Here is a 15068-nt window from a genome sequence, read left to right as displayed (position 1 = left end):
TGGAGTTGTAGCGGCGCAACGGCGCTGCGCCCCTACGACCGATCGCGATACGTGACCAGACGCTCGACGGCGGCGAAGTTCCACGGTTCGCCAATTCCCAGAATGATATGTGTCGCACCGGCATCGACGAAGGCATCGAGGCGGTCCAGGTCGCCGACGCTGATGGAGACGGTACGCTCAATGCCTGCCGGGTCGCGTCCTATTTCGCGGCACCAGCTGTCGAGCACCTGGTTTTTGTGACGATAGGTTTCAGGCGGACCAAAACCGTTCCACATCGTCGCGTGTTGCGCCGTCAGTTTGAGCGTGACCTTTTCACCGCCGCCGCCAATCAGAACAGGCAACGGCTGACGCAGCGGCGGCGGATTCAAACGTTCCAGCCGCTGTTTGATCTGCGGCAGCGCTCGCCCCAGGGCGCGCAGGCGATCCGGCGCCGTGCCGAATTCGTATCCATATTCGTCATAGTCGCGCTGGAACCACCCTGCGCCAATGCCGAGGATCAAACGACCGCCGCTGATGTGATCGACAGTGCGCGCCATATCGGCAAGCAGGTGCGGGTTGCGGTAACTGTTGCAGGTCACCAGGCACCCGATCTCGGCGCGACTCGTCAGTGTCGCCATGGCGGTCAGCAGCGTCCATCCTTCGAAATGGGCGCCTTCGGCGGGTCCGTAGAGCGGAAAGAAGTGATCCCAGTTCCAGATCGAATCGACGCCGAGCGCCTCGACCTGACGCACAGCATCGGCAAATGATCGGTATGAGGTGTGCTGCGGATGCAACTGGACACCGACACGGAGAGAGGGCATGATGATTCCTTTCCTGGCAGGTTGTTGACGATTACTATCATACACGAAATTACACCACAACGATGCAGATCGTGGATGGTGCGTCGGGTTGCGGTAAAGCGCACTGCTTTGAACCGCCATTGACATACAGGTGAGGAGGGTGTATTATTGTGAATGATTTCACGAAAAGGAATGGCATGATGCATGATGATCGACATTCAACCAGACATCAAGGCGCGTAACACGCCGGTATTCGATAGAACTGTGACGGAGCGGCGCGCCCGCCCGCGTGTCGTGATCGTTGGCGCGGGTTTTGGCGGGCTGGCAGCGGCGCGCGAACTGGCGGACGCCGACGTCGATGTGTTGATGATCAACCGGACGAACTATCACGGCTTCTGGCCCCTGCTCTACCAGGTGGCGACCGCCGGATTGGAGCCGGAGTCGATTGCGTACCCGGTGCGCGCAATCCTGCGCCGCTACCGCAATGCCGATTTTCTCCTTGCTGAAGTGAACGGAGTGGATTTCGAGCAGCGCGCGGTGCTCACCGACGTTGGTCCGGTGATGTATGACTACCTGGTGCTGGCAGCCGGGAGCACAACCAATTTCTTCGGCAATGAGCGGTTCGAGCGGTATACGCTTGGGATGAAAGACCTTGACGAGGCGCAGCGGTTGCGCAACCATATTTTGACATGCTTCGAGCATGCGGTGGCGGAAACCGACCCGGCGCGACGTGCGGCGCTGCTGACGTTTGTTGTGGTTGGAGGCGGTCCGACCGGCGTTGAACTGGCGGGTGCGTTCATCGAGTTGATCCGCCATGTTATGCGGAAGGACTACCCCATGCTCGATGTGTGTCAGGCGCATGTGGTGCTGGTCGAGGCGACCGACCGGGTGCTGGCGACATTTCCGGAGTCGTTGCAGCGCGCAGCGCTGGATCGTCTACAGCGTATGGGTGTGGATGTGCGGTTGAGTGCACCGGTTGCCGATACACGTCCGGGGGTGCTGGTGTTCAAGGATGGCACAGAACTGGAAGCGGAGACGATCGTCTGGGCTGCGGGGGTGCGCGCATCACCGCTGGCGGAGGCGCTTGGCGTGGCGCTGGGACGCGGAGCGCGGGTGAAGGTCGAACCGACACTCACGCTGCCCGGTCATCCTGAGGTATTCGTCATCGGCGATATGGCGTATCTGGAAGGATACCGTCCCGGCGTACCCTTGGGCTGCGGGGGTGCGCGCATCACCGCTGGCGGAGGCGCTTGGCGTGGCGCTGGGACGCGGAGCGCGGGTGAAGGTCGAACCGACACTCACGCTGCCCGGTCATCCTGAGGTATTCGTCATCGGCGATATGGCGTATCTGGAAGGATACCGTCCCGGCGTACCCTATCCGATGGTTGCGCCGGTGGCGATCCAGATGGGGGAGCAGGCGGCGCGCAATATTATCGCGCGCACCAGGCGCAATCCGATGAAGCCGTTCCGTTACTTCGACAAGGGGCAGATGGCGACGATCGGGCGCAGCGCAGCGGTGCTCGACGCCTTCGGCATCCAGTTGACCGGATGGCCCGCATGGGTTGGATGGCTGTTCGTTCATCTGATGGAACTGGTCGGCTTTCGTAATCGGGCGCTGGTGTTGCTGAACTGGGCGTACAGTTACTTCACCTATGATCGCGGCGTGCGCCTGATCTTTGGGATTGGAGCGCACGAAAAAAAGATGGAAAGCGTTCTGTGAGGGGAACAAAGTGAACCGCCTGCGCGTTATGAGCAGTAGAAGAAACATTGTGCAGCGTGCTGAGGGATGGTATGCGTTTCATTCTTCTCTGTCTCATAATTGTGCTGATTGTGGCGGGATGCGGTCGCGCCGGGACATCGGCGCCTCCAACAGTTCCATCGCCACCCGACGCGACCCAACCACCGGCAGCGACAGCCGCGCCCGGTCAACCGCTGCTGGTGACGGCAACCCCGCCACCGACGGCGACGCCTGTTGCGTATCCTGTTCTGCAACCAACGGAGACGCCTGTGCCAGCACCAGATCAATCATCTGATACAGGTCGCCCTGTACCACCGTACAACGCGCAACCGCTGACTCCGCCCTACGGCGCGGCAATGGAAGCGCAGATTGACGCAGCGAAGCAAGACCTGGCGCAGCGCCTGGGAATCGATGCGTCGGCGATTGAGGTCGTGGAAGTGGACGCGGTCACCTGGCCCGACACATCGCTCGGTTGCCCGAAGCCGGGCATGATGTACCCGCAGGTGCTGGTTGAGGGTGTGCTGGTGCAACTCCGCGCAAACGGGCAGATCTACCGCTACCACGGTGATGGGCAGCGCCGCTTGTTCCTGTGCGACGCGCAGGCTGAGCCTCACGGCGGGCACACCAGGCGCATGCCGGGACGCGCGCTGTGATCGAGCGCGGTTCAGGTATAATTGACTCCACAAGATGATTTCACTGTAGATGCGCAGCGTTCCATATTGAGTCGCTCAAACTCATGCTTGCCGTGCATCATGTTTACAGCATTTCTCAGATACGTTGACCATCGCCTGTGTCCACCGTGTTGCGCGAGACGTCCGGTTCCGTCAGAGGGTAGACCGAAACTCATTTCGGTCATGGTGATTGCGGTCACCCGTAGAGTGTTCAACTTTTGTGAAAACTGCTATAAGAGCCTATCCGAATAACCCGACAGCACGCAAGGCGATCAAGCCACAGGCGAAGAGGTGCACGAGTTTTTCGGATAGGCTCTATAGCGAAATGCAAAATGATTGAGCCACGTGCGTGCCGGGTGCGCGGGCGTCTCGCCCGCATGACGGTATGAGGCGCGCAATTCCGAAGGTCAACTGTTTTGCACTTCGCTGTAAGTTCTCTGCGATCAGTAGTGCGTTTTTGCAGTGACGTCATCATCCGACTCAGCAGATCCATCGGTCGAAGCAGGTGTGTCGTTATGAAGCGTATGATCTTCGTAGAGCGCACAGGGCGGATCGAGGATCTGGATCGATCCTTCGATCTGGCGTTCTGGCAATCTCTGGAACCATGTGACCGGTTTGCGGCTGCCTGGGAGATGGTCGTCCATGCATGGCGGGTAAAGGGCGTCGATGTTCGTCAACTCCGACTTCAGCGATCTGTTGAGACATTTCAACGCAGGCGGCGTAAGGTATCTGGTCGTCGGAGGTTACGCCGTCGTGCAATACGCTGAACCCCGGTATACAGTTGCTGCCGGAGGAAAAGGGGTCAAAACGCCAGCGCAGACGATACAAAGGCAAAAACAGGTGACGCTGTGATCTCCAAATGAGTCTCCTGAACAGGTCATGCCCCGGGGGTATCCGTTGCCCGTTCTGCGTGCGGTGACAGGTCGCATCGCACACGTCTTATCACTCAACCCTGTTCCTCTTATACACACAAAACCCGTCGGCAGGTCTTTCCTCCGCCGACGGGTTCCTTGCCGACGGAGATTTTACAGCGCCTCCGCCACGCGCCGCCAGTTACGGTCGCACGACCTCACCACTGAAGGGATCAATGTACGTGCCGAAGAACGCCGGGCTGGTCAGTTCCGCATAGTTCGTCCAGCGCCCGACGCGCACGCCCTGCGCCCGGAAACCGATGGTGACGGTCTGCCCCGGAGCGCCGGGGGTCGTCTCGATGTACACATCGTTCGAGTTCGCCGTGGGAATTGTGCCGATGATCGGACCAACACCGTCGTTGCTGTAGATGTTCGCCCCGCGATTGCCGAAGGCATTTTCGGCCCCGACGGTGACATAACCGCCATCGCCGCTGGAGAGAATCGGACCGTAGGAGTAGGTAATATCCTCCACGCCGTTCAACCCGATCCAGATCTGGAAGGTGTTCCGCTGACTGTTATTGCTCCAGTTCGGTGCGTTCTCCCATTCCAGGATCAGCCAGCAGGCGTTCGCCGGGTTGCTGCACGGACCGAAGCCGACCAGGTACGCATAGTAACTGCCGCCAGCACTCCCGTCGAGATCGGTCCAGAAGGCTCCCAGGGTATTATTCGGGCGGGCAGTGTTGGGGAAGGTGCGATTGATGAACTGCACATCTGCCGCTGTCCCGCCACCAACGACGGCGTAACCGTTACTCACCATACCAATAGTGTCGTAGGTTTGCCCACCAAACAGGAATGGACGCGTCAGAGTAAGGTTAACGATGGTCTCGTCGCCGAGGGGGACGTTGGGCGACGCGCCGAGTCCAGCAAGCGACAGATAGCCGTTGAAGGTCAGACGACCTGCACTCACATCAGGTGGTGCTGCTCCGGTAAGGGTCCCGCTGAAGGTCAACCCATTGTCGACCTCAGTTGCGCCACCGGTGACGCTCCCGCTCACCAGCTTCAACTGGCGCGGCATTGTATCGTTCAGCGTCACAGAAGCGTTCTGGAAGGTGGTGTTGGTGATCGAGATGGTGCAGTCGGTCGTTCCACGCAACGCCAACGTTGCCGGATTGCACTGCTTGTCCATGCGAATATCGGGTTCGCCGCGCACGATGGTGATCGGGAAGCGCACCCGGCACCCGTTGCGCTCGGTGAAGACGACGACCGCATGGCGCACCTGACCCACCGGCACATCACGGGCATCAACTGTGATGTCGAAGGTGTAGGTGCCGTTAGCTGGCACGAAGAACTCGCGCGGCACCGTGATCGTGAAGTCGCGCGGTTGCCCTGCCCGGTACGAGATGGAACTCTTGTAGAAACTATCGTACCCGGACACTTCGCGCACCGTTCGGCTGACGGTAATACGACCCGGCATCTTCGGCACATACAGGCTCGGATAGTTCGCCTTCCACAGTTCATCTTTCAACGCCACATAACCGGCACCGGTTTCGTCGAAGGTCAGACCAGGATCCCACGCCTTGCGGAGATCGATGCGCCCTGAACCGGCGTCGAACGGTGTGAACGGCGTTACCCCGTCTTCCTTGAAGACGCCTGCACTCCTGGCGCTGGTCATCAGGGCTGACTTGATCTGCCCAGGCGTCCAGGTTGGATTGAGCCATTTGAGCAGGATCGCAGCACCGGCGTTGTGCGGGCTGGACATCGACGTGCCGCTCAGAAATGCGAATTGTGGCACTGGTTGTCCATATTCGATGGCGGTGTAGCCAGCCAGAATATTGACACCCGGTGCGGTAACGTCTGGCTTGCTGATACCAAGGGTCTGACCGGGACCGCCGCGTGAGCTGAAGCCCGCCATCACGTCACCCTGGATTGGTCCGGGTGCGCCAGGGGTGAAGGTCGCCGTCGCGCCGGGATTGGCGGTCAGGAATGTCAGCAGCGCAGTGCCGTCGGTGTTCTGAAGGTGAACGGTCGGAATGACATGGAAATCGGCGTCGAGACTGTTCGGCGTCGGATTGTACAGGATCATGCCAATCGCGCCGCCAGCTGCCACGTTCGCGCTCTTCGCCACCCGTGCGATCACTCCACGCCGACACACCACAATCTTCCCCGTAAATGTTCCTGGGAGCGCCGGGTTCTGGCACAGTGGATCAGCCGTGTTCACCACAATCGGCGCGGGCGTGGAAATCCCGGCGCCACTGGAAGCGCCAACAGCAGTGAACGTACCACTTACTCCCTGAACCGTCAGCGTGCTGAGGTACGACCGATCCGACGTGCTGGCGCCAACGGTCGCAACCCAGGGTTCGCGGTGGTTGACCGTGTCGGCTGCCGGACCGGAGTTGCCCGCCGAGGCAGAAACCAGAATACCGGCATTATAGGCGTCGAGGAAGGCGAGTGAGGCGATGTCGCTGTACGGATTGGTTCCGCCACTGATCGAAAAGTTGATGACGTGGACGCCATCACGGATTGCCTGCTGCACCGCAGCTGCCGAGTCGGTTGTAAAGCAGCCTACTTCACCGCACACCTTATAATTGACAACATATGCGCGCGGTGCGATGCCGGAGATAGTACCGAAAACGCGGCTCCCATCGCTGGCTGGAACGCCACGGTTACCGGCGGCCGTGGAAGCGGTATGGGTGCCGTGACCGTCGTCATCACGGCCAGACCGAAATTCATACGGTTCCGTACCGACGAAGAAGTCGTAGGCCGTCATGAAGCGGTATGAACCGATCAGTTTGTTGTTGCAGGTGAAAGGTGCATCACCAGGCGTCGCACTGCCGAAATTGCAGGCACGAACGCCGCCGGGATTGCCGGGTGCGGGTGGCGGCGGCGCATACGGTTTCCCCAGCGGATCAGGATCGGAGAACGACGGATGTTCGGGCCAGACGCCGCTATCGAGCACACCAAAAATGACCCCTTCGCCAGCGAAGGCGGAGCCGCCACCCTTGCCCCAGGCGGTTGTTGCGCCGATGAATGCCGGTGTACGGTAGGTTTCGATCCGCTCGATGCGGTCGTTGATAATCTCCACCACATTCGGCAGGCGTCGCAGTTTGTCAATCTCACCGACCGGCGCCACAACAGAGACACCGCCGATGATCAGATCGAAGCGATGGGTGACGCGCAAGCCGGGAACGCGCTGCTTCGCCTGCGCAACCAGCGCATCAAGTTCCGCGTTCAACTGCTGCAGGTAACTCTGAGCAGCTGGCGCATTAATGTCGGTGATGCCATTCTGCGCCATGTATGATGCCAGCGATGGCGAGTCGATCTTGATGAAAACGCTCGCCAGGGTGCCATCGCGCGACACGGCCAGATTCTTGTTGACGGCAAGGTCTTCACGACTGACGACGGTTACCGGTTCGATCGTCAGAGGCGTGCCAGGCGTGGGACGGTTTGGTCGGGTTTGGGCTGCAACGTTGCGCATCGGCGCCACAGACGCCAACGCGACCACGAGTACGAGCATGAACGCCGTGATTCGAGCATAGCGTGCGAGGTGTCGCATATGATGATCCCTTTTCGCAGATTTCAACGATAGGAACTCCTCGATCCAACGGCATGCGCAAAGCGCCGCGCCCACCTCCTTTCGCCGGACACGCGGCAACACCCGCGCCTGCGGCATTATCAGCACATGACAGGCGCGGCTTCTGCTTCTCTCGTATACCTGCGGGTATCGTCTATAGTAGCCGATGCCGGTCAAAGAGACAAGCGGGACAAACATTCCGTCGCAGGTGACGAAGAGCGGCTTTTCAGGGCTTCAGAAAAAGAAAAACAGGCGCCTGACCTGCGCGAAGATGAAAAAAGAAGATGAAAAGATTGTTACCAAAAAATCGGTCATTATTGACGTGGCGGAGAGCATCGAGATGCTGATGTGGTTTTTATGTGTGATGGCAAGGAAGCCAGCACCCGGCGCCGAATGCCCGCCATGCCGGGCAGAGTGCACACGACACGGCGACAGGCGCACACAGGCGGCATGTCAGTGCCCATATGCGCTAGTGAAGCGCACCGGAAGTATGCGATCGCACCTGCGCGAGGAGCAGCAGGCTGAGTGGATCAATTCATACCCTCGACCACCTGCCGCACGAACGCTTCGAGTTCATCGGAAGGACTCAGACCGAACTGACTCTTGAGGGTCGCCACACAGATCTGGTACTGGCGCACGGCAAGATGGCGCAACCCCTGCGCCGCATAGCATCCGATCAGCACCCGGTGCGCATCTTCGTCGCAACTATCAACCGCCAGAGCGCGCTGGCTGAGCATGATTGCGGTCGGGTAATCGCCGCGCTCCTGATAGACGCGCGCCAGTTGGTGCAACGCTTCGAGATAGGCAGCCTGAAACGTTCTCCGGCGTTCCTCCGCCCAGTCTTCATACCGCTCCTCCGCCATATAGTCGCCCTGGTACAGATCAATCGCGCGACCATACGCCTGTAACGCGCTCTCGATGTCTCCCCGGCTCCACGCACTCCGCGCCGCAGTGATCGATTCCTCGAATGCATCCGCATCGACCCATAGCGGCAGATCCGACGCAAGCGCATAACAGCCATTGACAAATAACACCACCGGCGTCTCACCCATCACGCGCTTGAATGTCTGTCGCAGGCAGTAGACCGCCTGATGCAAACTGCGCCGCGCCAGGTCCGGCTCTGAGTCGGGCCAGAACAGGGCCGCCAGGCGCTCCTTCGAGACCGGCGCGCGACGATGGGCGATGAGAAAGCGGAACAGTGAACGCGAACGCGCCCCTTCCCACTGGTCGATCAACGTGTCGTTGAAGTAGACGCGCAAATTACCAAAGGTGTAGACGGTCAGCCCCGCAATGCCCGGCATCGGTGCAGCATCGCTCACCCTGTCAGCGGGGGATCGATCCTGTTCCTGAATGTCATCCGCTGTCGCCGGTATGCGCTCGTCCGTCGTGCCATCTTCCTGTTCAACAGGCTCCGCATGAGCGAGCATCGCATCCCCGACATACGTTTCTTCTGCGCTGATCGGCTCGATGGCCACCGGGCGTCGCGGGGGGGAAGGCGAAGCGAAGCGCGCCTGCCACCATGCCAGGAAGCGCTGCACCAGTGATCGCGGCGGCGCGGCGGTCAACATTGGCGGAGGCGGGGGAAGGAGTCCGGTATGCACCCATGCCCATGATTCGGGAGGCGCAAGATCACGCGATGTCAGCGCGCGATGAATATCGAGCAAACAGCGCATCAACTCAGCACGGGCTTCGTTGATGATCGCCTCGCCCTCATCCACCGTCATGCGACCCTGGAGAATCACCTGTTGCCAGCGCGCAATTTCGGCGCAAATCTGCGCTGCAGATGCGAGTATCCCGCCTGGCGGCGCAGCGTCCGCCATATCCAGACAGAACTGCGCGCGCTGGAGATAGGCGCTCCCCGTGCGATAGTCGCCCTGATGGAGCGCAATCAGCGCAATGCGCCACGCCAGCAAACCACACGTCCGCGGGTCGTCGAAATGCTCGACAATCGCCATCGCCGCCAGCGCACGCGCCATTGCCTGCGGCGCCATCCCCTCATGCATGTGAATTTCAGCCTGAGCTGCCAGCGCGCGCCACTGCCCATCCACATCGTTTGTCGTGCGAAAGACAACCTCTGCCTCGGCAAGCAGACGAAGCGCTCCATTCCATTCCTGTTGCCGCAACAGGTCAAGCGCCTGACGGTACGAATGCCATCCGGGTTTCTCCCCTTTGCGGGACTTCACGCGATGGGCGCTCGAATGGTTGGGGTGCGTCATACGTGCTCTTTTCACAACGCCCGAAAGCGAACGCTGGTTGCCATCAGACTGCACAATAACGCTATCCCCCGCTCGCCTGTGAGCCGGGTGCAGAACGGTATCAAGAATCACAGAGAGGATAAAACCAGAAATGCATCCGGTCCGGTGCACCCGGCTGCCAGAATGACGACGCAGAGGTTTTGCGCAGGCAGTAAAGCGAGAGAGTAGGTGCAGCGACCTTCTGCATGTAGTATAACGCACGCCTGCGCAAAATCAACGTTGAGGTTTGGTTAGAGATGAGCATGTGGGAGGTGGAATGGAGTGCGTGAGCGATGAACATGCAGACAATCACCAGGAAAAAGCATCAGCGAACGAGCGCACGCCAACCTACGGGTCACCATAACAAAACTGTCATTATTTTGTTCACATATTGATCCTTGTCATCAAAAGACTGACATGATATGTCAATTGCAGTGGGCGCATACCCATACGCGACCCGCGCTACCACTCATCACTATCACGAATCTCGGTTAAGCGTCGCCATCATGCACTGCGCTCTTCGAGCGCCACACCCGTCTGCGGCACGACCGATGTTGTAGTACGAAACATGTGCTGGCTGATTGCATTGCTGAGTCTACTGTAGAAAGATCATCTCACCGCAGAGTAACTGTGTTGCTTGTCAAGGGGCGCTCGTATGCACAGCCGGATCCCAGGGCTTTTGCTGACGCAATATTGCGCCGAGAATAGTCAGCAGCTTGCGCATCGCAGCGACGATGGCGACCTTGCGCGGCTTGCCAGCTTGACACAGGCGCTGATCGAAGGCGCGCCTGACCAGACGGCGCCGCGTGGCCGCCAGGGTCGCCATGTACAACACGCTGCGCACATCCCTCCTGCCGCCGGAGATATGCCGGGGTTTGTGCTGTGCGCCGCTCTGATTGGCATACGGCGCAACGCCCACAAAGGCCGCCGCTTCCTTGCGATTGATGGTCCCCAGTTCGGGCAGGCGGAGCAGCAGGTTCAGTGCGGTGATCGCGCCGATGCCGGGCACGCTTTCGAGCAGCTCCCGTTTCCGGCGCACCTCGTCGGTGCGCTCCGCCTCGTTGTCGCGTTCCTGCTCAAGCGCACGGATCTCCTGATCCAGCCAATCAATATGCTGCTGGATGCCCGGGCGGAGGTTCGGCGCGGCAGCCGTCAACCGATTGATCTCAGCCGTCCGCATCTGAATCACCTGCTCCCGCCGGACCAGCAGGTCGCGCAAGGATGCGCGCTGCTCGTCCGTCGCTTGGTGGTGCGGCGGGCGCACCCGTTCGGCAAAGCGGGCGAGCAACCGGGCATCCAGGCGGTCGGTCTTCGCCTGGCGTCCTTCCGCGTGCGCCAGGGCGCGCACGCGGCGTGGCTGCACCCGCGCCGTCGGCAAGCCAGCCTGGAGCAGTTGGGCGAACACCATGCGTTCCAGCCCGCCGGTCGCCTCCAGCACAATCAGGGTCGGCTGCAGGCGCTGGAGTCGCGTGACCAGGAGCTGGACACCTTCGTCGGTAGACGGTATCGTCTCGAGTGGCGCGTGCGGGTCGGCGCCAAACGCCACATCCAGCGTCTGTTTGGAGACATCAATGCCGATAAAGAGCGACTCACGGGAAGCCATACACAGAACCTCCTGAGGAAAACGGCGCCAGCCTTGCTAGCATATGCGGGTTTGAGGGCCCAGATAACTGTTCGGCTTGGTCGCGTTGAAGGACACGGCTACCCAACACTCCGCGGCGATCTCGTGAACCTGGCGCAGAACGGTATACCGTGTCCCGTTAGATTATACTAGACGCAGTAAACGCAGAGAGCGATTGATTGATGGAAAACGCTGCACGTCTGGCATCGCTCTGCGGTGTACGTTTTTATTGTAACGTCATTGCTCATAAGCGAACTGCCAGCCATTGAACGCCCGTGCGACAAGGAGGCTCACCATGCTGAAAACGATCTCACCCACTCGCTCGCTGAGCACCCGTCTGGCGCTATTCACGATTGCCACGGCGATGACGACAATGCTGGCGCTGACCCTGCTCACCAATGCAGCAGCAACGGAGAACGCCATCGCTACGGCGCGTCACCAGATCGATACACAGGCGCTCAACGGCATCGAGCGCGTCGAAATGTATCTTCAGGATCGACGCTCCGGCGTTGCGTTGACCGCGCAACTGCCGCTGGTTCGTGCAATGCTCGAGAATCAGGAAAGCCCAGAAGCGCGCGAGCGCGGGCAGTTCGTCATCAACGCGGTGCAGAACACCTTCAACTACGATACCATATCGTTGATCGACATTTCGGGCAAAACGGTGTTGAGCACCAACTCCGGCGTGATCGGGCAGGATCGCAGCCAGCGACCAGAGGTGATTGAGGCGCGACGCGGCGTACCGGCGATGTCAGACGTTGCCGCCGACCCGGACGAGGAGCGGGTGTTTCTCCATTTCACCGCTCCGGTCTACGGATTGAACAAACAACAGATGATCGGCGTAGTTGACGGACGGATCGTACTCGACGAGCTCCACCGATTGGTGGCGTTAGACAAAAATCGCAGCGGCGCCGGCAGTTACAGCGCCATCGTTGATCGCCATGGCATCCGCATTTCCATCCCGGATTTCCCGCAACTCCTGTTCCAGCCGGTTGCGCCGCTGGCGCCAACCCTGGCTCAGGAGATGATCGACACCCGTCGCTTTGGCAGCAATACCGCAATGCTGATCCGGCAATCGTCCTCGATGCCTGAAGTCATGGAGAGCATCAATCTCATCAATCAGCGCGTCGAAGAACGTCATTTCTTCACGGGAGCGCTTAATTCCGGCGAAGAAGGCGAATCGGTCATTCGCAGGCTGCGCTCGGCAGACTGGTACTATATCCATCGTGTGCCGATCGAGCAGTTCTACAGCGTGGTGCGCGCCCAGACAAATTATGCCGTGCTGGTGACCGTCATTGCTGCGGTGATCGCCATTATGATCACCCTCTGGTTCGTGCAACGGTCGCTGCGCCGACCGCTGATCCAGCTGGTGGAGACGGCGAGCGCGATCGCCGGAGGCGACCTGAGCCGCCGTTTACAGATGCATCAGCGTGATGAGATCGGCATCCTTGCCGACGGATTCAACACCATGGCGGATGCACTGGAAGCGCGCATCACCGAAGCTCAGGCGGCAAAAGAAGAGGCGCAGCGTTCGCAGCGCGCCGAAGCCGAAGGGCGCGCATCGCTCGAACGCAGCGTCGCGGAATATCTGGCGTTTGTGCAACGGGTGGCGGATGGCGATCTCTCCCAAACCCTCGCCATTGATCGCAACGACGCTCTGGGACAGTTGGGCATTGGTCTCAACAAGATGGTCGAAAGCCTGCGCGCTATGGGACGCCGATCTCAGGAAGCGGCTAATGCTATCGCCGAAGCGGCGGCGCAAATCCTGATTACCACCACCCAGCAGGCATCGGCGGTCAACGAACAATCAACCGCCGTTGCTCAGACCATGGCAGCGCTTGATGAGGTGCGCGCAATCGCGCGACAGACTGCCGATCAGGCCGATCATACTGCGCGCGACGCACAGGCGGCGCTGACCGCCGCGCAGCAGGGGATTGCCATCGTCGAAGAGACAGTGCAGAGTATGACCGACATTCGTCAGCGCGTCGAAGGAATCGCCCAAACCATCCTGTCGCTTGCCGGGCAGGCGCAGGCGATCAACACGATCACCGGCACGGTTTCCGAGCTTGCCGATCAGTCGAATCTGCTCGCACTCAATGCCGCGATCGAAGCCGCGCGCGCCGGTGAGCAGGGGAGAAGCTTCTCCGTTGTGGCGCAGCAGGTGCGCGACCTGGCAGAGCGCAGCAAACAGGCGACCGTTCAGGTCCGCTCGATCCTGGGGGACATCCAGAAGTCAACCCAGGCAGCGGTGATGGTAACCGAAGAAGGCGCCCGGCGTGTTGACAGCGGCAGTCAACTGGTCAGTCAGGCGGGGAACGTCATCCACCGGATCGCTGGCGAAGTCGAGAACGGCGCACAGGTCAATGTGCAAATGGCAGCCAGTGCGCGTCAGGCAACTGTCGGGTTGGAGCAGATCGGGCAGGCGCTGCTGTCGATTCAGAAAGCGGCTTCCGAAACGCTCACCAGCACCCGTCAGGCGGAGCGCGCTGCGCAGAACCTGAATGCCCTGGCGCAGTCGCTCCAGCAGATGGTTGCTATCTACCGGCTGGCATAAGCATCATCAGCGATACCCATGCGGATGGCGACGGTGCCATTCCCAGGCGCTGCCGATGATCTGTTCCAGGTGCGGGAAGCGCGGCGACCAGCCGAGTTCGTTGCGGATCTTCTCCGACGAAGCGATCAGGATCGCCGGATCGCCGGGACGCCGCGGACCGAACTCATACGGGATGGGGTGACCGGTCACCTTTCGCGCCGTCTCGACGACCTCCAGATTGGTGAAACCGTTGCCGTTGCCCAGGTTATACGTGCGACTGCCCAGGCGATCAAGGGCTTCGAGCGCCAGAATGTGCGCCTGCGCCAGATCGAGCACGTGGATATAGTCGCGCACGCACGTACCGTCCTTCGTCGGGTAATCATTGCCGAAAATGATCACCTTCTCGCGCTGACCAAGCGCCACCTGGAGCACAATCGGGATCAGGTGCAGTTCCGGCTCATGATGCTCCCCGCGGTCGGGCATGCCGCCGGCGGCGTTGAAATAGCGCAGACAGGCGTACTTCAACCCGTAGATCCGCTCGAACCAGTAAAGCGTCCGTTCGATGAAATACTTCGACTCGCCATACGGCGAACCCGGCACAATCCGTTCATCGGCATCGATCGGGATGGTTGCCGGATCATCGAACAGATTGGCAGTGGAGGAGAGAATGAAGCGCCCCACGCCATGCGCAACCGCCTGTTCCAGCAGGTTCGCTGCTGCGACCAGATTGTCGCGCAGATATTTGAGCGGGAGTTGCATGCTTTCTCCCACCAGCGTAAACGACGCAAAGTGCATGATGCCGTCGAACCCGCGGTGATCGCGAAACAGGCGCGCCACCGCGTCGGGATCGCGCAGGTCGCCTTCAACAAAGGCCGCTCCGGATGGCACGGCTGCACGATGACCCTGGTAGAGATTGTCGAACACGACGACATCGTGACCGGCTGCGAGGAGTTCTGCGGCGCAGATGCTTCCAATATAACCGGCGCCGCCGGTAACAAGGATTTTCAAAGCGAACCTCCGTGGCAGGAACGAATCGTGCACAGTATAGCACAGGCAGCCCACAATCGCGACTA

General features: G+C 60.2%; 10 protein-coding genes. 4 read left to right on the top strand and 6 right to left on the bottom strand.

What is annotated here, in order from left to right:
- Nucleotides 1-32: 32 nt before the first annotated feature.
- Entirely contained in the window at nucleotides 33-800 is a 768-nt protein-coding gene (locus ROSERS_RS07845; RefSeq protein WP_011956260.1) for an LLM class F420-dependent oxidoreductase, read from the bottom strand.
- A gap of 183 nt (nucleotides 801-983) precedes the next feature.
- Between ROSERS_RS07845 and ROSERS_RS07840 the strand changes: the two genes are divergently transcribed.
- The 3 genes from ROSERS_RS07840 (at nucleotide 984) to ROSERS_RS07830 (ending at nucleotide 3170) form a co-directional block, all read left to right on the top strand.
- Nucleotides 984-2099: an NAD(P)/FAD-dependent oxidoreductase gene (locus ROSERS_RS07840; RefSeq protein WP_232282791.1), complete on the top strand. Its 1116-nt coding sequence runs from the start codon at nucleotides 984-986 to the stop codon at nucleotides 2097-2099.
- Nucleotides 2035-2499: an NAD(P)/FAD-dependent oxidoreductase gene (locus tag ROSERS_RS07835; RefSeq protein WP_041333305.1), complete on the top strand. Its 465-nt coding sequence runs from the start codon at nucleotides 2035-2037 to the stop codon at nucleotides 2497-2499. Before ROSERS_RS07840 ends, ROSERS_RS07835 begins: the two co-directional genes overlap by 65 nt.
- Before the next feature lie 71 nt (nucleotides 2500-2570).
- Complete coding sequence (locus ROSERS_RS07830; protein WP_011956259.1) at nucleotides 2571-3170, top strand: hypothetical protein; 600 nt, start codon at nucleotides 2571-2573, stop codon at nucleotides 3168-3170.
- Nucleotides 3171-3631: 461 nt separating this feature from the next.
- Here the strand turns inward: ROSERS_RS07830 and ROSERS_RS07825 are convergent, their stop codons facing one another.
- The 4 genes from ROSERS_RS07825 to ROSERS_RS07810 form a co-directional block, all read right to left on the bottom strand.
- Entirely contained in the window at nucleotides 3632-3865 is a 234-nt protein-coding gene (locus ROSERS_RS07825; protein ID WP_157041004.1) for a hypothetical protein, read from the bottom strand.
- Nucleotides 3866-4241: 376 nt separating this feature from the next.
- Nucleotides 4242-7553: a S8 family serine peptidase gene (locus ROSERS_RS07820; protein ID WP_442969653.1), complete on the bottom strand. Its 3312-nt coding sequence runs from the start codon at nucleotides 7551-7553 to the stop codon at nucleotides 4242-4244.
- A 587-nt stretch (nucleotides 7554-8140) separates the two neighbouring features.
- On the bottom strand, nucleotides 8141-9826 hold the full coding sequence (locus ROSERS_RS07815) for an AfsR/SARP family transcriptional regulator (RefSeq protein WP_011956256.1): 1686 nt from the start codon (nucleotides 9824-9826) through the stop codon (nucleotides 8141-8143).
- A gap of 658 nt (nucleotides 9827-10484) precedes the next feature.
- Nucleotides 10485-11447, bottom strand: coding sequence for an IS110-like element ISRfsp2 family transposase (locus ROSERS_RS07810; RefSeq protein WP_011956255.1), 963 nt, complete (start codon nucleotides 11445-11447; stop codon nucleotides 10485-10487).
- A 313-nt stretch (nucleotides 11448-11760) separates the two neighbouring features.
- On the opposite strand from ROSERS_RS07810, the gene ROSERS_RS07805 reads away from it, so the two are divergent.
- Complete coding sequence (locus ROSERS_RS07805) at nucleotides 11761-14016, top strand: methyl-accepting chemotaxis protein (protein WP_011956254.1); 2256 nt, start codon at nucleotides 11761-11763, stop codon at nucleotides 14014-14016.
- Between the two features lie 6 nt (nucleotides 14017-14022).
- On the opposite strand, the gene galE is transcribed toward ROSERS_RS07805, so the two are convergent.
- Nucleotides 14023-15003: a UDP-glucose 4-epimerase GalE gene (gene galE / locus ROSERS_RS07800; RefSeq protein WP_011956253.1), complete on the bottom strand. Its 981-nt coding sequence runs from the start codon at nucleotides 15001-15003 to the stop codon at nucleotides 14023-14025.
- Nucleotides 15004-15068 lie beyond the last annotated feature (65 nt).

It is taken from the genome of Roseiflexus sp. RS-1 (assembly GCF_000016665.1).
Lineage (GTDB): Bacteria > Chloroflexota > Chloroflexia > Chloroflexales > Roseiflexaceae > Roseiflexus.
This window is presented reverse-complemented; position numbering and strand designations above follow the sequence as displayed.